Origin of the sequence: Rhodococcus sp. BP-261 (assembly GCF_019835205.1) — a bacterium.
GTDB lineage: Bacteria > Actinomycetota > Actinomycetes > Mycobacteriales > Mycobacteriaceae > Rhodococcoides > Rhodococcoides kyotonensis_B.
Map to the genome: position 1 here is coordinate 1 of NZ_JABUCO010000024.1, position 19,249 is coordinate 19,249.

Genomic DNA, 19,249 nt, shown 5'->3' on the forward strand with positions numbered 1-19,249 from the left:
CCCAGACGGGAAGAATGAAGCAAGAAGACGTCACACCCACACCCCGAAAGGCATGAGCGCCAAAAACATTCGGCACTGACATTCATCGACACACTGTTGAGTTCTCAAAGAACACGCGCACACCATCGCTCTCGCTTTAGCGTTTGCTCTGGGGCTTACACGTTCGTATCCCGGACGCGGTTACTTTCTTACCTTATCCGGGGGCGTCAGTGCTAACCTCGTCCAACCTCGTGTCCCGCGCCTCTCGGCTCGGGTCGGTGTCCGTGTCGCTCTGACTCGACAAAAGTTACGCCAACGAGAACACTTGCGCAAATCGCCTGGTCAGCGCGCTGAAACTGTTAACAACACACAGCGAGCGGTTGCCCCGGCGTCCTACGGTGGTGGCATGCTTCTGCAACCCCGATATGGATCCGCGTCGCTTGCCGACGTCGTCCCATCGATCCTCGCCCATCTCGGCGTCCCGGACACGACCGACAGAATCGGTTTCGAACTCGAGGGCGCCCGACGCATCTGCCTTCTCGTCGTCGACGGCCTGGGCGCCGAGCAGTTAGCGGCACACCCGGACGACGCGCCGTTTCTGACCTCGCACACGAGCAACTCGATCACCGCCGGCTTTCCGAGCACGACCGCCACGAGTCTCAGCTCCTTGGGCACCGGCTTACCTCCCGGTGAGCACGGAATCGTCGGCTATCTCGTCTCACCACCCGGCCACAAGGGGCTGATGAACTCCCTGAAGTGGGCACTGCAGGGGTCGTCGAGCTCTGACGAACTTTCCCCCGACCTCGTTCCGGAGACTTTTCAACCGACACGCACCTCGTTCGAACACGGTGTGGCGTCGGGCGTCGGGATCTTCCACGTCGGCCCCGCGCTGCAGAACGGGTCCGGTCTGACGCGTGCATCGTTGCGCGGGGCGTCGTTCCGAACGTCGATCACATCCGGTGACCTCGTCGGGAATGTCGCCGACGTTCTGTCCTCCCCTGGTCCGACATTGGCCTATACGTACTTCGGCGACCTCGATCTCGTCGGACACGTACGCGGACCGAGTTCCGACGCGTGGCGGGCGGAGCTCCGTCAGGTCGATCGGCTCGCACAATCGTTGGCCGAGACGGTTCCGACGGACGGAGCGTTGGTGGTCGTCTCGGACCACGGCATGGTCGAGGTCGGGGACCGTGTCGACTACGACGCGTCGCCTGCCCTACGCGCCGGCGTCGGACAGCTGGGCGGCGAAGCACGAATGAGGTACGTCTACACCCGGAAGGGAGCAACGTCGGAGGTGTACGACGCGTGGAAGGCCGAACTGGGGAGAAGTTTCACTGTCGTCACCAAGGACGAGGCCGTCGACAACGGCTGGTTCGGCCCGGCCGTGTCGCGGGCCGCGTACGGGCGGATCGGCGACCTACTTGCGCTCGCGCACGATCGATCCGCCTTGGTGCGAACCGATGCCGAGTCGATAGCGGCTCGACTCCGCGGTCATCACGGCTCGTTGACGTCGGCAGAGCTGTTGGTTCCAGCGCTGGTCGTCCGTCCGAGTCACTGACTGCCCTGAACCTGTCGGTACCCCCGTCTACCTTCCCACCCGTTCGAGAAGTCCGAAGCGGCAGAAACGGGGAACACATGTCGACGTTCGATGGGCTGGATCTTGACGAGGCGACCGGGAAGGACTGGGGTGCATTCACTCGCCGGTTGGCGGATCGGCTTGCGCACGGCACCGCCGAAATCACGCTGTGTCCGGCATTCGTTCCGGACGACCGACGACGGCCGACCATGACCTTTCGCAGGACGCCGTCGGACACGATCGTCTGCACCACGACCGCGTTGTCGGCGCCTGTTCCTCCATGGGCGCACGATGCCGAATCGTCCACGAACGTCGTCGAGAAGTCGGCCGCGTGGGCCGATCATCTGGCATTCCTGGCCGTCGGCGAAATCAGAACCGTGTGGGGCGTTCCGCACCCCGCGTTTCTCGGCGGTGACGAGGATTCCAGGGGCGCCGAAGCATACGACCCGACCACTGCCGTGATGACCGATCGCGAGGACGAACTCGAGCGCGTGGTTCTGAGCTGTTTGCGCAACGTCACGGGACTCGACGTCGAGCTCTCCGCCGACAAGAGCGTCGCCATCATGTTGGGGCTGGTCACCGCATACGTCTATGTGGCCGGTCCGACCGAAGTACGTATCCACGCGCCGGTCGTGGAGCGGATCTCGGGTCGTACGCGTGCAGCCGAATTGGTCGCCGACCTCAATCGCCGCCACTCCCGGTTGAAATTCCTCCTGGTCGACGACCGTGTGCACGTCGCGGCCAGCGTCGACGCACAACCTCTAGTGCCTCGACATCTCGACGCCGCTTTCCATCGTTTGGCCGAGTTCGTCATGCGCGTCGACGCGTCCTTCGCCGACCACCTCGGCGGAGTCGTCGCGTACACAGGACCGGATCCCCGCCCCGAACCGGATTTCACGGCCTCGGACGACGATGCGCACCACGACGGCGACTGCGACGTGCCGCCCGATTTGCTGGCTCTGCTCGAGTTGGACTCGGCGGCCGAGGGTGCCGTCGACGTGGAACTCGTCGTATCGGTATGCGGCCAGGACAGGACCAAGATCGCCGGCTACGAAGCGTTCTGCTCCGACCAAGCTCGGTCGTGGCGTGAGTGCGCACTCGAAGCAGAAGAACGCGGCGACACCGACGCGATGGACGAGTACGAAGCGGAGGCCGTTCCATGGGACCGCATCGTGGCCACACTCCGCCTCACGCTCCGCACCGCCGCGTTCTTCGACAACGCCTGATGCGGTCGGAACACCCGACGCATCAGCAACGCGTAGTGCGTCAGACGATGGCCACCGCGTCGATCTCCACCAGCATTTCCTCGCGGGGCAGCCCAGTGAACACTGTCGTACGACTGGGCAGCACGTCACCCTTCGTGTGCTTCTGCACGAACTCGCCGTACGCGTCGTTCATGATCGCGAAGTCCTCGCGCTTGGTCAGGTACACGCGGAGCATGACGACGTCGTCGAACGTCGCTCCACTCGCCTCGACGATGGCGCGCACGTTCTCGAGCGTGCGCGTCGTCTGCGCAGCGACGTCCCCCGGGTACAGGTACTCGTTGGTCTCGGGGTCGACGGGTCCTTGCCCCGACACCTGCACGAACGGGCCCTTGCGTACGCCCTGGGAGAAGGTGTGTGCGGGTGCGGGAGCTGCATCGGTGCGGACTGCGATCTTCTCGCTCATCGGATTCCTTTCACGTTCATGTTGTCTTCGATGGTCGAAGTTTCTGTGGCAGACCTCCACCCGAGGTCTGCCGATATCGCCGCTGCGGTAGCCAAGATCTCGGGCAGCGTTGCCAGTACCTGAGCGTGGTCCAACAGCATGTCGGGGACGGACATCGACACAGCGGCCACGGTGTCGCCCACTCCGTTGCGCACGGGCACGCCCACGCAGTTGACGAACGACTCGTGTTCCTCGTGATCCTCCGCGAAGCCTTGCTGCGCAACGAGTTCCAGTTCGGCGAGGTAGCGCTCGGCCGAATCGATCGTTTTGTGTGTGAATCGCTGGTAACCGAGATTGTTCGCGATCTCGACCTGTTCGGACCGAGGCCTCGCCGATACCAGGACTTTGCCCACCGCGGTGCAGTGCAAGGCTGCGGGTCTGCCGACGCGCGAGTACATGCGCACGCTCTGCTTGGCGTCGAACTTGTCGATGTAGATGGCCTCGCCGTTCTCGTAGGTGGCGAGGTGGATGGTCTGACCGGTCGACGCGTTGAGCGCAGCCAGATGCGGGCGCGCGACGGTCCTGACGTCACGTTGCTCGAGCGCGTGACTGGCCAGTTCGAAGAATCTCGATCCCAGCATGTACCGATGCTCCGCGTCGTGCTGGACGAACCGGTCGGCTTCCATCGTCCGCAGCAGACGCAGCACCGTCGTCTTGTGGACACCCAGTTCGGTGGCGAGCTGATCCAGCGACCGGCCCTCGTCGCCGAGCAGACCGAGGATCGTCAACGCTCGCGACAAACTCTGACTCATACACTCACCAACTCCCCGTAGTGAATTCGCGTCCATTCGTCGGCCGACAGACCGATTGCTGCATCGAGACTGGGCCCGGCGAGAATCGTCGCCACGTCACCCCGAGCCGTGAGCGCACCCGCCGCGCACAGATGCCCGAGGCGGACTCGCCCTTCCGCCGACACCCCGTTCAGCAAGCCACCGAGGAATCCGCCGGCAAAGGCGTCGCCCGCACCGATCTTCTCCACCACATCGAGCCGGAGGGCGGGAACGTCGACACGCTCGTCGCCGTCGAACGCCGTCACGACATGCGCGTCGTTCTTGATCACGAGATGTCGCGGTTCGGGAAACTCGGCGCGCAGCGCGGCCGGATCGTCGAGACCGAAGACCACGCCCGCCTCATCGGCTCCCATCAGGACGACGTCGCTGCCACGCACATGGTCGGCGAGAACTCGCGATGCGTCGTCGATCCTGTTGGCCCACAACGCGGGCCGGTAATTGAGATCGAAGCTGACGAGACCGTCACCGGCGATCAACGCGCGTGTCATCCGTTCGGCCGACTCGGACAACGCGACCGTGATGCCCGAGAAATGCACGATTTCGGCCGACCCGATCGCATCCGCAGCAGCTCCCCCGCCGATGTCGCGGGGCGACAACGCACTTGCAGCGGAGCCGGTCCGGAAATACGTCATCCGACTGTCCCCGTCGGGCAGATCCCATTCGGACCCCGTTCCACCGCCGCGCTGCTTGACGTACATGCCGGTCGGTCGGGTCTCGTCGAGGACGACAGCGGAAACATCGACGCCGGCGTCGACGAGCTGCGTCAACAGGTAACGACCGAAGCCGTCGTTGCCCACTCTCGAGATCCACGAGGACGACACGCCCAACTGAGCGAGCACTCTCGCCACGTTGGCTTCCGCACCACCGGCCGACCTGGTGAACGTTTCGGAATTCTCCAATGGGCCCGGTTCCGCAACGAGGACCACCAACCCCTCGCCGACGCAGATCGCTCGCGGCGACGTCACATCGATCTCCTTCGAATGCTTGCGACTTTCCCCCAGTTCGTTGCACACTACTGAGCACAAACATTTTGCGCAACTTGCGTTGCAAAATACGCAACGCATAGCGAAGTCAGGCCTGGAGGTCTTGTCTTGATCGACTCGAATGTCGTCGACGCCCTTGCGTCGCGAGTGCTCGGACCCGAACACAAATCTGTTCCCCCGCAGGCGTGGGGACTGGGAATCCGCGAATTCCTCGCGACGCGACCGACTCTCAGCCAGTTCCAGACCCCGCTGCTCACGCTGGACGACGGCCGACTGCAGCACAACGTCGACGTCATGGCGACGTGGGCCGAGAAATCCGGCGTTAAGCTCGCCCCGCACGGCAAGACGACGATGGCGCCGACCCTGTGGAGACGTCAGCTCGAATCCGGCGCCTGGGCCATCACACTCGCAACCATCTGGCAGGTTCAGACCGCACGCAGTTTCGGTGTGGACCGGATCATGCTGGCCAACGCCCTCGTCGACCCAGTCGGCCTGACGTGGCTCGCGCGCGAACTCGACGAGCACCCGGAATTCGAATTCGTCTGCTGGGCAGACGGCCTCGACACGGTTCGCGCCATGAACCGCATCCTGGACAACGCCACGGGCACGCGACCCGTCGACATCGTCGTCGAACTCGGTGGTGAACACGGCCGTACCGGCGCGCGCACCATCGAGGAGGCGCGGTCCGTCGCGAAAGCTGTCGCCGACTCTCCACGACTGAACCTCGTCGGCGTCGGCGGATACGAGGGGGCTCTGAGCCACGACCGATCGGACAGCGGCCTAGATGCGGTTCGAACGTATCTCGACGCCGTCGGCGCGCTGCACCGCGAACTCGACGCTGCCGGCCTCTACTCCGGCACCGCGGTTATCACTGCAGGCGGCAGCGCGTATCAGGATCTCGTGGTCGAGCGGCTGGCGTCGTTCGCGGACGAGGACGGTGCGCGAGGCGTTCCGACGTCGGTCGTTCTCCGTTCCGGGGCGTACATCATCCACGACGACGGTTTCTACTCGCAGATTTCGCCGATGATCCCTGCCCGCTCCGACGATGCGCTGACGTCGGCGATGCACGGGTGGGCCCGCGTCGTCTCGCGGCCGGAGCCCGGTCTGGCGCTGCTCGACGCGGGTAAGCGAGACCTGCCGTTCGACGAGGGCCTTCCGACGCCTCAGTCGATCGATGCGGCCGAGGTCACCGCCCTCAACGATCAGCACGCATTCCTCCGCTTCCCCGACGACGACGCAGCTGCACCGATCGGATCCGTTGTACGACTGGGTCTCTCGCATCCCTGTACGGCATTCGACAAATGGCGGCTTATTCCTGTGATCGACGACGCCGATGCCGAGGACCCTCGCGTCGTCGACCTCGTCCACACCTTCTTCTAGGACCGACCATGACCGAATTACTCATTCGCGGTGCGGACGTCGTCGACGGAACCGGTGCCCCGCGTACCCGGCGCGACGTGCTCGTGAAGAACGGACGGATCGAATCCGTCACCGCTCCAGGACTTCTGGACGGGGCGGATCGCATCATCGACGTGCCTCCGGGACACGTCCTGTCGCCCGGGTTCATCGACATGCACGCGCACTCCGATCTCGGGCTGCTGACCGATCCCGGTCACTTCCCCAAGATCAGCCAGGGCGTCACGACCGAAGTCATCGGCCAGGACGGAATTGCGTACGCACCCATCGACGACGCGACACTCGACATCGTTCGTCGACAGATCGCAGGGTGGAACGGAAACCCGTCGGACCTCGATTTCTCGTGGCGGTCCGTCGCCGAATATCTGGCGCGTCTCGACCGAGGCATCACCCCGAATGCGGCGTACCTCGTTCCGCAGGGAACGCTGCGATACCTTGCCGTCGGCGGCGATCAGCGACCCGCGACCGCACGCGAAACAGCCCACATGCGAGAGCTTCTCGCGCAAGGGTTGGCCGAGGGTGCCGTCGGAATGTCGAGTGGGTTGACCTACACCCCCGGTATGTACGCGGACACGAGCGAGCTTCGTGCGCTGTGTGAAGTGGTCGCGGAGTTCGGCGGCTTCTACGCACCACACACCCGGTCGTACGGTGCCGGTGCGCTCGAGGCCTACAAGGAGATGCTCGATCTCGCCCGCGAGACGGGATGCGCCCTGCACCTGACCCACGCCACCATGAACTTCGGGGTGAACCGCGGTCGGGCAGGTGAATTTCTGGCCATGGTCGACGCTGCCATCGCCGACGGGTGCGACGTCACCCTGGACACGTATCCGTATCTTCCCGGTGCGACCACTCTGTCGGCGCTCCTGCCGAGTTGGGCGATGTCGGGAGGGCCGGACCAGGCGTTGGCCCGGATGGACGACCCGGAGATGCGCGCCCGCATCGCCGAAGACGTCGACGTCAACGGCTCGGACGGGTGCCATGGGGTCACGGTCGAATGGGAGACGATCCAACTCAGCGGCGTCGCGAATCCGGAACTCGACCGCTACGTCGGACGGACGATGATTGACATCGCAGCCGACCGTGGCGAAGCCCCCGTCGACGTCTTCTTCGACATCCTGCAGAAGGACCAACTTGCGACGACCATCCTGCAGCACGTCGGCCACGAGGACAACGTTCGTGCCATCATGGCGCACCCGCACCACATGGGTGGCAGCGACGCGATCCTCGTCGGAGAACGCCCCCACCCTCGCGCGTGGGGCACGTTTCCGCGGTACCTCGGACACTATGTCAGGGAAGAACGACTCCTCGGACTCGAAGACTGCATCAACCATCTGACGGGCCGGCCCGCCGGACGTCTCGGTTTGAGCGATCGCGGCACCATTGCCGAGGGCAACGCCGCAGACCTCGTATTGTTCGATCCCGCAACGGTTTCCGACACAGCTACCTTCGAGAAGCCGAAACAACAGGCCGTGGGGATCAGCCATGTGATCGTCAACGGCGCACTCGCAATCGACGACGGACAACCGACCGGCAACCTGGCCGGTCATTCACTGAGACGGATGACATGAACGCACTACAGACCATTCTCGACGACCGTGCACTCGCCGTCGTGCGAGCCCCGTCGATCTCCGACCCCGCAGCTCTGGCCGACGCGGTGGCGCGCGGCGGGATACGTGCCGTCGAACTCACGTTCACGACGCCGGGGGTTCTGCAGCTGCTTCGGGACGCAGCCGACGCCGGCGCCGTCATCGGTGCGGGTACCGTCCTGACGGGCGAGCAGGCGCGATCGGCGATCGACGCCGGTGCGCAATTCCTCGTCACTCCCGGGTTGCGCCCGGAAGTGGCCGAAGTGGCTGCAACACAGAATATTCCGGTCATGATGGGTGCGTTGACTCCGACCGAGGTCATGAACGCGATCGACCTCGGCGCAGCAGCAGTCAAGATATTTCCCGCCCGTGCACTCGGGCCTGCGCACTTCAAGGACCTTCTCGGCCCACTTCCGGACGCCCGACTCGTGCCGTCCGGGGGCGTCAACGCGTCCAACGCGGCCGAGTTCCTGAAGCACGGTGCCGTCGCGGTGACCGCGGGCACCGACGTCGTCCCCCCTGCCAGCGTCGCGGCGAGCAATTGGGACGACATCGCCTCACGTGCACGAACATTCGTCGAATCTCTCGGTCCCCAGCAATGAACCCCACCTCTCCGCTTCATCTCCCGCCCACCCGGGTCGTTCCGCAGGCTCCACTCCCGCCCACCCGGGTCGTTCCGCAGGCTCCACTCCCGCTATCGAAAGGCACCCCATGAGTAGCGTCGTCGATTGGCTCAGGACGTCGACACCTGGCCTTCTCGTACTGTGTGGCGTCGCCATCGCAGTGCTTCTCGTCGTCATCATCAAGGTCAAACTCGAACCGTTCGTCGCGCTGCTGATCGTGGGTCTCGGCCTGGCTCTTGCAGCGGGCCTACCTGTTTCGGAGATCGTCGGCACGGCGATCAAGAGCAACGAGTCCCTGCTGGAAACAGGATTCGGAGGGATCCTCGGGCACATCGCCGTCATCATCGGACTCGGTACCGTGCTCGGCGCAATCCTCGAAAGATCCGGCGGCGCACAGGCGTTGACGTCGAAACTTCTCGGCATCTTCGGTGAGCGTGGTGCACCTGTCGCGATGGGTCTGCTCGGCCTGATCTTCGGCATCCCCGTCTTCTTCGACATCGGCATCTTCGTTCTCGCCCCGCTCGTCTACGTGGCCGCGCGCCAAGGCGGAAAGTCGTTGGTGCTGTATGCCCTGCCGATGCTTGCCGGCCTGTCGATGACGCACGCGTTCCTGCCCCCGCACCCGGGACCCGTTGCGCTCGGTGGTCTGCTGGAGGTCAACCTCGGCTGGCTGATCCTGATGGGATTCGTGTGCGGTATACCCGGATTCCTCGCCGCAGGTCTGGCGTGGGGTAGTTGGATCGGCAAGCGCGTCATCGTCGACGTGCCCGAGGACTTCATCAACGAGGCCGACGAGAACGGCGACAGCGCGGGCGGCGGCACGTCGGTCACCACGAAGCGTCCCGTCGTGACCACTCCCCCGTCCGTCGCCGTCATCGGGGCCATCATCGCGGTGCCGCTCGTGCTCATCCTGGGAGCGACGTTCGGCAGCATCTTGCTCGAGCCGGGCAATCTGCTCGAGGTTCTCACGTTCCTCGGCACGCCTGCCGTCGCACTGTTGATCGCCGTCCTGATCGCGTTCTACGTGCTCGGCATCAGGCGTGGGTCCACAGTCCAGGAACTGAGCACACTGACCGGCGAATCGCTGCGGCCCGTCGGCATGCTGCTTCTCGTCGTCGGCGCAGGCGCGTTCTTCGGCAAGGTCATCTCCGCAACCGGCATCGGCACCGCGCTCGCCGACGCGATGTCCGCAGCGGGACTCCCGATCATCGTCCTGGCCTACGTCATCAGCTGCGCGTTGCGCATCGCGCAGGGTTCCGCGACGGTCGCGATCGTGACGACCGGCGGCATCGTCGGACCGCTCGTCGCGGCACAGAACTACTCGCCGATGGCCACGGCACTGGTCGCGATGTCCATCGCGGCGGGATCGATCATCCTGAGCCACGTCAACGACGGCGGTTTCTGGATCATCGCGAAGTTCTTCAACATGACGGTGAAGCAGACGCTGCAGACATGGACGGTGCTCGAGACGATCCTGTCCGTGGTCAGCTTCGCGGTGGCAGCGGTGCTGTTCGCGATCGTCGCCTAGGGCCGGCAGTCATGTGCGCGAAAATACATAGCCCGCTATGTATTTTCGCGCACATGGTCACCGCAGCTGATCGCCCACGAAATGCGTGTTGTCCGCGGATAATTCGCGATTGCCCGCACGCGCGATGAGTGCGTCGATGCGGTCGTCGAGACTGCGTGCCTTCTGCACGACGTCCATCGTGCGTACCTCCCCCTCGGCACGGGTCACCAGGTCCGCGACCCGAACGAGCGCCGCGACACGATCGATCAACTGCCTCCACACGGCGTCCAACGCGGTGCGACGCGTCGCCACCTGGTCGCGCGTGACGTCGTCGAACATCATCGTGGCGACGCCTTCGAGTTCCGAGGAGATCTCGCGCAGCGCGTTCGCGTCGACGGCAACCTGGGTCAGCTCGTCCGCGAGATCGAGTTGCGTGCGCTGCACCACGAAATGTTCCGAACGCCACGCAGGCGACGCCTGCACGCGGTCGTACGACGAGCCCGCGAGGAAGAGCAGCGTCTCGTACCTGTCGTCGAACACGTCGTCGCGCCGATCGGTGAACTGCGTGATCAAGCTGGACGCACGGTCGCCGAGTTCACGGAACCGAGTGTTCCTCGACGCGTCCACCACCTTGTCGGCGGCGGAGTCGAGTGCAGAGAACCCCGCGCGTTCGACGACCGTTCCTGCCTCCGCCTTGGGGACCGGCGTGTGACGCAGTGCATCGAACAAGGCATCCCGTTGGTCGAGGTCCAGATGCAGTCCGTCGCGGCGTTCGCGTCGGACGGCACGGACACCGTTCGCGTAGTGCTTGTTGGACATCACGACGGTGGTACGGAGATGGTCGAGCCGTTTACCCAGCTCGGCTGCCCGCATGCGGTAGACGATCGCCGACCCGGGCTTGTTCCGGGTGTCCTTGGCGAGCCACCGCTCACGCTCGTCGGCGAGCACCCGAATCGCAGCGAACCCACCGATCGACGGGAGTGTCCTTCCCGCGCGGCGTCGTGCCGCGAGAATCGTCCGCGTCGGTTCGTCCAGCCTGCCCGCGGCGATGGCGACGGCCGCGGCGTCGGACAGTGGTGGGCGCCGCCCGTCGAGGCGCGCGTCGTCGCACCACCGTCGTACCTGCTCTTCGACGCGCTCTCGGTCGCTTCCGAGCGCGGGATGTTCGGTCATGTTCGGCTCCTGGGTCTCCTGGACCCTGTCCACTGTCCCAGATTCGTGCGCCGCGTGCCGCGAACGGAGCCTAGTTGCCGGACGGGGGCTTCGCGCCGTCGGCGATGAGCTGTTTCGCCTCGTCGAGCCCCTCCCAGACGTTCCACATCAGGACGCCGTTGACCACGCCGTCGTCGTCGACGTAGTAGACGACGCCCTCCTTGGGCTTGGTCTTCCAGTCCTCCACCGTCTTCAGCGACGTGCTGACGGTTCCGACGGCCTGATAGCCGTCGTCGTAGACATCGGAATAGAAGTACGGCGTGTACGTGTAGGGGTCCGTGCCACCGGCCATGAGTCGTCCGACGGCCTTGCCCATCTCGTTGGCGTTGTCGACGTGCTCGATCCGACGACGCCCGAGGATGGCGTCCGGGTAGTTGGCGACGTCGCCTGCCGCGTACACGTGGGGATCGCCGGTGCGGAGGTATTCGTCGACGATGATTCCGTTGTCGACCTCGAGGCCCGCGGCCTCGGCCAGTTCGACGTTCGGGCGCACACCGAGTCCGAACACGACGCCATCGGCTTCGACACTCGACCCGTCGTCGAGTTGTAACTGGACGCGTGCCGACGCCTCGGCTCCGGATTCGACCTTGACCGAGCGCCGGACGGTGACGCCGTGTTCGGTGAAACCTTCGTCGAACGAGGCCGCGAGGACTTCGGGAAACATGTGCCCGCCGAGCACGTCGTCGGAGGTGACGAGGGTGACCTTCACTCCGTTCAGCGACAGTGCCGACGCGATTTCGGTACCGATGTAGCCGCCACCGACGACGGCGATGTGCGACGCGGTCTTCGACAGTTCGCGTAGCGCACGGTAATCCGCATAGGTTCGGAAATAGATGACGCGTGGACTGGGCGCCAGTTCCAACTGCACGGGCGACGCTCCGGTTGCGAACAGCAGGGTGCCGTATTCGTACGTTTCGCCGGAGTCGGTTGTGACGGAACGATTTTCGCGATCGACCGCCGTGGCACGCGTCGACTTGTGGATCTCCGCGCCGGTGTCGGCCACCGTGTTCAGCGGAACCTGATCGCGCCCGAAATCCTTGTCCGTCCACAACTTCTTGGACAGCGCGGGGCGGGTGTACGGATCGTCGGTATCGGCGCTCAGAATCCCGATGGATCCGGAACTGTCCTTCTCACGAATACCGCGTGCTGCGTTGTCGGCGACCATACCGCCCCCGACGATGAGGTAGTCATAACGCATCGTGCACTCCTTGCAGTAGACAACGGGTGTTGGCTACCCCGGATGCACGTCAGACAATCACCACGTCGATCGCAGCTTTCTCGAACGGTTCGATCTGCTCAGGTGCGGCGCCCGAATCGGTGACGAGCGTCGTCCCCGCCGGAATGGGAGCCCACGCGTGAAAAGGCCTTTGCCCGAGCTTCGTCGAATGAGCGAGAACGTAGATCTTGCCCGCGCGTTCCATCATCAGTTCTTTCAGGCGAGTCTGGTCGTAACCCGCCTCGCAGATACCGAACTCGGCGGTGACGGCATCGGCTCCGAGGAACGCACGATCGAACGACACCCTCTGCAGCGACGCCTCAGCCAACGGTCCGACGAAACCTTGGCTCAGGTGCCGCAGTGTGCCGCCGAGGCACTCGACGCGCACCGACTCCGCGTCGGCCAGCGCTTCCAACGCGGTCAGGCCTGCGGCGATGACCGTCAGATCCGTCGCACCACGGAGGAATTCACCCATGGCGCCGACGGTCGTTCCGGCATCGAGCAGAACCGTCTCCCCGGGCAGAACCTGCTCGGCAGCCCACGCCGCGATGATGCGCTTCGCGTCGTAGCCTTCGAGCGACCGTTGCTTGATCGACGCCTCGTGGTGCCCGTTCAACGCAATGGCGCCGCCGTATGTTCGGGCGAGCAGTCCGCGTTCGGTCAGGTGGTTGAGGTCGCGCCTGATCGTCGACGCGGTGACCTCGAACAACGAGGACAATTCGTCGACGCTCGTCAGGCCGCCGTTCTTGGCCAGCCTGACGATCTCGTTCCGCCTGATCTCCGATTCCCGCACCGCCACCCCTGCCTGTCCGGCGTTCGATTCAGCTCAGTAACGCTGGGCTGGTTGCCAATTCGGCAGCCTGCCGCAGTGCCTCGACCATGCTACCGGCCTCGGCGATTCCTTTACCTGCAATGTCGAAAGCTGTTCCGTGGTCCACGGACGTACGGATGACAGGAAGTCCGACCGTGATGTTGACGCCTGCCTCGATTCCCAGCACCTTCACCGGTCCGTGCCCCTGGTCGTGGTACATCGCGACGATGAGGTCGTAGTCACCGCGGCCGGCGAGGAAGAACGCGGTGTCCGCAGGCAGCGGCCCGACGGCGTCGATGCCCTCGGCCTTCAACTTCTCGACGGCAGGCACGATCTTCAGATCTTCTTCGCCGTACCCGAACAGCCCGTTCTCGCCTGCGTGCGGGTTGATTCCGCAGACTCCGATCTTAGGGTTCGCCGTGCCCGATCGAAGGAGCGCCTCGTGGCCGCGCCGGATCGTGCGCTCCACCAAGCCCGGCTCGATCTTCGCGACGGCGTCGAGGAGACCGATGTGCGTCGTCACGTGGATGACCTTTAACTTCGGCGTCGACAACATCATCGACACTTCCTCGGTACCGGTCAGATGCGCCAGCAACTCGGTGTGACCCGGGAAGATGTGTCCGGCGGCGTGCAGCGCCTCCTTGTTCAGCGGCGCGGTGCAGATGGACTGGACCTCGCCGCGCACGGCGAGTTCGCTCGCCACCCGGATGTACTGGTAGGCCGCGTCGCCCGCGACCGCGGACAGCTCGCCCCACTGCAGGTCGTCGGGTAGCAGGTCCAGGTCGATCACGTTGATGCGCGACGGCGTGAACTCGGCTTCGGTTACCGCGTTCACCACCGCGATCTCGACGTCGACGCCGAGGACCTCGGCCGCGAGCCTCAGCCGCTTGGCGTCGCCGACGACGACCGGACGGCAGCGTTCCAGTGTCGCCGGGTCGATCATGGCGGGCACGATCACTTCGGGGCCGATTCCGGCGCCGTCACCCATGGTCACCGCGATGTAGGGCGGAAGAGCTGTTGTCATGCCAATGCCTCACTGTGAGAAAAGAATACGTTGTCGTCGATGCCGCGCAGATGGTTGCTCATCGAGACCAGACTGTCGTGGTCTCCGAAACTGCCTGGCCGCGTTGCTATTCGGGTGCCGTCGCTCGTCCGCGACACGACCGCGCCGCGGTGCACTTCGGCGACGGGTTCCAAGGTCGTGATACCGAGTGCATCGATGACGCGCCGGGCGGTCTCGCCTCCGGTAAGAACGAGACCGACCGAGCGTCCGCGCACCACCGCTGCGACGAGTTCGCCGAGGGCCGAGGCCACCGAGCTAGCCCTGCTCGGTTCCACCGGACCCGACACCGTCAGTACGGCGACACCGAGGGCCAATGCCGATCGGACGGTGTCGGGATCGGTACGTGCGTTCAGCAGGTCGTCGACGTCGACCTGCACGTGAGTTGCGCCGGAGCGCTCGAGGTAGCGAACCTGTTCGACGGCAACGGCTTCTGCAGTTCCCACGACGACCAGCGCCGGGGCAGGCTCCGGATTTCTCATGTCGACGGTACGGGTCGGCAGTGTGCGGGCCACGGCGGCAGCGAGCGCAGCCGTGCCGACGAGACGTACGCCCGGTACCGAGGCCGCTGCGGCGACAACTGTATCGAGATCCTCGTCCGTCGACGCGTCGCACACCGCGACGGCACCCGACGACAGCGCGGAGCGCAACTCGTCCTCGGTCACCCCGACACCCAGCGAAACCGTCGCGATTCCGGGGAGCAAGTCGTCGATGGACTCCGGTGGTGCTGTTCGTTCCATGCCCCACCGACCGCTCAGATGCAGTGGGACACCGTCGATGTGGAGGACGCCGTTCGCGGTGGTTCTGTTCAGTGCAGGCAATGCTGCCGCAACTACGACAGGCCCTGTCTCGGAGAGCGTTTCGAGCTCGGCCGCGATGTTGCCACGCAACATCGAATCGATTTTCTTGACTACCTGGACGTCCCCGGGCACCCCGTCGAGCACTTCTCGCAGTCGCCGAGCCGCGTCGGCAGCTGTCATGATCCTCGTCCCGAGATCGAGAACACGGACGTCGGCCTCGGACTGCAGTCGGTCGATGTCGAGCGCGATGTCGACATCTCGATGCAGAAAGACCGCAGCACACTCCGCGGCGCCGGAAAGATCGTCGGCAAGCACGAGGAGGTCGGGACGCTCGCCGCTCATCGACGTGCCCTCCCTTCCGATTTTGCGTTTTCCGCGCACATAAAGCTACCACTTCTGCGCGTTTCGCGCAGAATTTTCGAAAACCGCCCCGTCATAGCGACGTCCCAGCGCATTGGACGATGGTTTGTCCGGTGATGCTCCGCGCATGCGGGGACAGCAGGAACGCGACCAACTCGGCGATCTCGTCAGGATCGATGAAGTGCCCGAGCGGTGGCGTCACGGGCGGAGTGCTCTTGCGGCCGGGGTCGTTCAACATCGGCGTGTCGGTAGGACCGGGGGCGACGACGTTGACGGTGATGCCGCGGTCGACCAATTCCATCGCCCACGACCTGGCCATGCCGACCAGTGCCGACTTGGTTGCGACGTACTGGCTCTTACCGGCAACGCCGGTCATCGTGCGACTGCCGATCAACACGACGCGCCCACCGTCGGCGATCCGGTCCGCCAATCCGTTCACCAGCACTTCCGCAGCAGCGACGTGCACGCGCCACATCTGTTCGCCGTGTGCGGCGTCCAGAGCACCGAGGCGGCCCGATCGCTGGACGCCGGCGGCGTGAATCACCGCCGTCGGATCATCCAGTGTCGCAACGAGATCTGCGACGGCCGCAGTATCGGACAGGTCGATCCCCACCCAGTCGCCGCCGAATCCTTCGGACGGGCGCGTCCGGCTCAGACCCGTCACACGCCAGCCCTCGCCCAGGAGCTTCGCGGCGATCGACGCGCCGATGCCGCTGCTCACTCCCGTCACGATGGCATGTCCGCTCATTCCGACCCGCCGATCCACGCTCGGTCGAGCTGCACGTACTTGATCGCTTGACGAAAGTACGTGTAGGCGACGTGAATTCGCCCGTCAGCGGTCTCGGTGATCGACGGGTACGAGAACTCGCGGTTCGAGCCGTCTCGCGAGTTGTTCGTCAGGCAGAACCCGTCGCCCTCGTCGAGGTTGCGTCGAACCGGCCAGGTGACTCCGCCGTCCGACGAGACCGCGAGCGTCATCGGCGCCCGAGGAGCGCCCCAGAACGCGGCACGCGCGTCCCCGTCGTCGATCGGGGCCTCGATCGCCGCGGCGGAACCGTCGGCCTGGCCGCCTTCCGCCAGACCGTCGTCGTCGATCTCGTCGTACAGAGACGTACGACGTGACGTGGCGTCGAGCGCCGACGAGTGGTTGTAGACGAGAGCCAACCGTCCGTCGTCGAGACCGACCGCCTGAACCGACGAATTGTTGTTCGGGAGCTCGGTCGGCACAGGAACACTCCAGGTCTCACCACCGTCGGTCGAGACACTGCGGTAGACGAAGTCGGCCCACCGGCTGCGGTAGAGGGCGACCAGCGAATCGTCCTCGCGAACGACGATGTTCATGTGCACGCACCCGAGGCTGTCCGGCACGACCGACTCACGCCAGGTCTCACCGTCGTCGTCGGAGATCATCACGCCGCTGTAGTCGCGGTCACCGACCCACTTTCGCCCCTCGATCTTGACGCAGTGGAAGACCGGTAGCAGCAGGCGACCCGACGACAGCGCAATGACGGGCTGACGCACGAACACGCCACCGGCATCCGTCTCGGGAATCAGAACATGAGCATCACCCCAGCTGAGGCCACCGTCGGTGGAGATGCGACGAAGTACACGTGCCGTGTCCTGATTGCCTGCATGCTGCGACGTCCACAGCAGCCACACGACGCCCGAATCACGCACGAACAGAACAGGATTCTGCTCGGACCGCGTCGGATCGTCGGAAAGCTGCACGGGTTCGCTCCACACCTGCGCCCCCGATTCCAATCGCGAGAACCACACGCTGATGTCCGGGACACCCTCCTGCGTTCCGGCGAACCACACGCACGCGAGCGACCCGTCGGGCAACACCGCCAGATTCGCGGCGTGGTTCTGCACCTGCGGGGCAGGAAGAAACGCGTCTGAACGCCCCGTCTCGTCGGTGTCGCGGAGTACGCCGTCGGCGAGGAGGTCGCCGGGGGTGAGGAAGCTCGTGTCGCTCATGTTCTTCTTTCTTCTTCGATCAAGCTCGGAGGGTGACCGCAGCCATGTCGTACGAGTTGGTGGGACGCAGACCGATTCCGTCGATTCGGTTGTTGCGTGCGATGACCGTCTTCGGCACGAACGACCACAGGCACGGCCAGGTCTCCCAGATGCGACGCTGCGCTTCGGCGAGAGTCTCCTTGCGCGTCACCGGATTCGGATCCTCCGAACCCTTCGCGATCAGCGCGGAGATCTCCGGGAAGATGTAGCCGTGGTAGGTGTCTCGCGTCTCTTCCTTCGCGGCCGTTCCCGCGTACATGCCCTGCATGATCGTGACCGCGAGGCCCGTCGGGCTGGGAAAACCGTTACCCAGGATGTCCCAGTCGCCGGCTTTGCCCTGTCGCCACGTCGAGATGTCGCCACCGGGCTCGAACTGCTGCAGCGTCGCGCGAACGCCGACCGCCGACAACATCTGCAACACCGATTCCATGATGTCGGTGTCGGCGGCGAATTCACCCGTCTCCCAGATGATCTTGAGTTCGAGATCACGCACACCGAGCGCATCGAGTTCAGCCCGAGCACGCTGTGGGTCGTAGACGTATTCGCCGGTCTCGATCGCACCGTCCAGAATTCCCGGTACGACGCCGCGCGACGGCGTCGCCGCTCCCTGCATCACCTGATCGATGAGCGCGTTGCCGTTGATCGCATAGCTCAACGCTTTTCGGACGCGCGCGTCGGCGAGCGGATGCCCCTGCGGCTTGCGGAAGTTGTAGAACAGCTGGTTCAACCGAACACCGTCGACGCGTTCCACCGTCACTCCCGCCAGCCCGGCCAGCTGGTCGGCCGCGTCCGGCGTGATCGCGTCGATGACGTCGACCTCCCCGCTGCGCAGCGAGACGACCCGGTTGGACTCGTCCGGAACGAAACGGATGTTCACCGATTCGACCGACGGCGCCGCACCCCAGTACTTCGTGTTGCGGGCGAGCGAATAGTTGCCGGTGCCGCGGTCCGCCTCGGTCACGATGTACGGGCCGGTTCCGACGCCACCCTGCAGGTCTTCCGGAACGTTCTGAGCCGCAGGCGTGATGAGGATGTTCGACATCAAGTAGTCCAGCACCGGCACCGGTCGTTCGGTGTCGAGCGTGAAGGTCGACTCGTCGATCTTGCCGACGGTCGGCCACTCGGGGAAGAAGCCGCCCACGAACGAACCACTCACCTGGCTGTACATCTTCAGTGCGGTGTCGACGTCCTCGACGCGCACCGGGCTACCGTCGGAGTAGGTGACGCCCGGGCGCAGGTGGACGAGCCACTGAGTCGGGGCGACGAGCTCGAAGCTGTCCGCGAGAACGAGCTGCACCTTCAGCGACGTATCGATCGTCGTCAACGCCTCGCGCACCGCCCGCTGCACCGTCAGTGCCGCGTCGAACTGCAGGAGCTTGTTGTCGAGGCTGACCATCGAACGGTTCATCGCCAGGCTGACGGTGTCGGGACCGGGCTTACCCGTAGGTGTTGCGCACGCGGTCAGTCCGCCGCCCAGGGACAGGCCCGCGCCGAGAATCAACCCGCCGCGAAACAGGTTCCGTCGCGAGAACGGTTGACTGACAAAGCTTTCGGTCATCGTTGACCCCTCGTGACTGTCACATCGAGATGTGGGCGTCGAATCGAT

Annotated in this window: 17 protein-coding genes; 6 read left to right on the forward strand and 11 right to left on the reverse strand. The window is 64.9% G+C overall.

Going from position 1 to position 19,249, the window contains the following annotated elements; translation table 11 throughout:
• The first annotated feature begins 385 nt into the window (after positions 1-385).
• Positions 386-1,537, forward strand: coding sequence for an alkaline phosphatase family protein (locus HQ354_RS20920; protein WP_068427196.1), 1,152 nt, complete (start codon positions 386-388; stop codon positions 1,535-1,537).
• Positions 1,538-1,614: 77 nt separating this feature from the next.
• Positions 1,615-2,781, forward strand: coding sequence for a hypothetical protein (locus HQ354_RS20925; RefSeq protein WP_222635505.1), 1,167 nt, complete (start codon positions 1,615-1,617; stop codon positions 2,779-2,781).
• A gap of 40 nt (positions 2,782-2,821) precedes the next feature.
• Here HQ354_RS20925 and HQ354_RS20930 read toward each other — a convergent pair whose 3' ends face one another.
• From HQ354_RS20930 to HQ354_RS20940, 3 genes are read right to left on the reverse strand one after another with little or no spacing between them, the layout of a single operon-like run.
• A complete protein-coding gene (locus tag HQ354_RS20930; RefSeq protein WP_068427194.1) occupies positions 2,822-3,223 on the reverse strand; it encodes a RidA family protein in 402 nt (133 codons plus the stop codon).
• Positions 3,220-4,014, reverse strand: a complete 795-nt coding sequence (locus HQ354_RS20935; protein WP_068427192.1) for an IclR family transcriptional regulator — start codon at positions 4,012-4,014, stop codon at positions 3,220-3,222. The genes HQ354_RS20930 and HQ354_RS20935 overlap by 4 nt, the downstream gene beginning before the upstream one ends.
• Positions 4,011-5,018: a sugar kinase gene (locus HQ354_RS20940; protein WP_254303538.1), complete on the reverse strand. Its 1,008-nt coding sequence runs from the start codon at positions 5,016-5,018 to the stop codon at positions 4,011-4,013. The genes HQ354_RS20935 and HQ354_RS20940 overlap by 4 nt, the downstream gene beginning before the upstream one ends.
• A 126-nt stretch (positions 5,019-5,144) precedes the next feature.
• Here HQ354_RS20940 and HQ354_RS20945 point away from each other — a divergent pair, with 126 nt between their 5' ends.
• From HQ354_RS20945 to HQ354_RS20960, 4 genes are all read left to right on the forward strand, one after another.
• Positions 5,145-6,416 (forward strand): alanine racemase, encoded by a 1,272-nt coding sequence (locus HQ354_RS20945; protein WP_068427191.1) that lies wholly within the window; start codon positions 5,145-5,147, stop codon positions 6,414-6,416.
• Between the two features lie 8 nt (positions 6,417-6,424).
• On the forward strand, positions 6,425-8,020 hold the full coding sequence (locus HQ354_RS20950) for an amidohydrolase family protein (protein WP_068427190.1): 1,596 nt from the start codon (positions 6,425-6,427) through the stop codon (positions 8,018-8,020).
• Entirely contained in the window at positions 8,017-8,640 is a 624-nt protein-coding gene (locus HQ354_RS20955; protein ID WP_068427189.1) for a bifunctional 4-hydroxy-2-oxoglutarate aldolase/2-dehydro-3-deoxy-phosphogluconate aldolase, read from the forward strand. The genes HQ354_RS20950 and HQ354_RS20955 overlap by 4 nt, the downstream gene beginning before the upstream one ends.
• 109 nt (positions 8,641-8,749) lie before the next feature.
• Positions 8,750-10,189 (forward strand): GntP family permease, encoded by a 1,440-nt coding sequence (locus HQ354_RS20960; RefSeq protein WP_068427188.1) that lies wholly within the window; start codon positions 8,750-8,752, stop codon positions 10,187-10,189.
• A 57-nt stretch (positions 10,190-10,246) separates the two neighbouring features.
• Here HQ354_RS20960 and HQ354_RS20965 read toward each other — a convergent pair whose 3' ends face one another.
• The 8 genes from HQ354_RS20965 to HQ354_RS20995 form a co-directional block, all read right to left on the reverse strand.
• Positions 10,247-11,341, reverse strand: coding sequence for a hypothetical protein (locus tag HQ354_RS20965; protein WP_068427219.1), 1,095 nt, complete (start codon positions 11,339-11,341; stop codon positions 10,247-10,249).
• Between the two features lie 70 nt (positions 11,342-11,411).
• Positions 11,412-12,578: an NAD(P)/FAD-dependent oxidoreductase gene (locus HQ354_RS20970; protein WP_068427187.1), complete on the reverse strand. Its 1,167-nt coding sequence runs from the start codon at positions 12,576-12,578 to the stop codon at positions 11,412-11,414.
• Between the two features lie 49 nt (positions 12,579-12,627).
• Complete coding sequence (locus HQ354_RS20975) at positions 12,628-13,389, reverse strand: DeoR/GlpR family DNA-binding transcription regulator (RefSeq protein ID WP_254303537.1); 762 nt, start codon at positions 13,387-13,389, stop codon at positions 12,628-12,630.
• Positions 13,390-13,417: 28 nt separating this feature from the next.
• Positions 13,418-14,431: a 4-hydroxythreonine-4-phosphate dehydrogenase PdxA gene (gene pdxA / locus HQ354_RS25735; RefSeq protein WP_068427182.1), complete on the reverse strand. Its 1,014-nt coding sequence runs from the start codon at positions 14,429-14,431 to the stop codon at positions 13,418-13,420.
• Entirely contained in the window at positions 14,428-15,609 is a 1,182-nt protein-coding gene (locus tag HQ354_RS25740) for a four-carbon acid sugar kinase family protein (protein WP_068427181.1), read from the reverse strand. Before HQ354_RS25740 ends, pdxA begins: the two co-directional genes overlap by 4 nt.
• 91 nt (positions 15,610-15,700) lie before the next feature.
• Positions 15,701-16,375: an SDR family NAD(P)-dependent oxidoreductase gene (locus HQ354_RS20985; RefSeq protein WP_068427216.1), complete on the reverse strand. Its 675-nt coding sequence runs from the start codon at positions 16,373-16,375 to the stop codon at positions 15,701-15,703.
• On the reverse strand, positions 16,372-17,604 hold the full coding sequence (locus tag HQ354_RS20990; RefSeq protein WP_068427180.1) for an exo-alpha-sialidase: 1,233 nt from the start codon (positions 17,602-17,604) through the stop codon (positions 16,372-16,374). The genes HQ354_RS20985 and HQ354_RS20990 overlap by 4 nt, the downstream gene beginning before the upstream one ends.
• Before the next feature lie 19 nt (positions 17,605-17,623).
• On the reverse strand, positions 17,624-19,201 hold the full coding sequence (locus HQ354_RS20995) for an ABC transporter substrate-binding protein (protein WP_222635504.1): 1,578 nt from the start codon (positions 19,199-19,201) through the stop codon (positions 17,624-17,626).
• Positions 19,202-19,249: the final 48 nt, after the last annotated feature.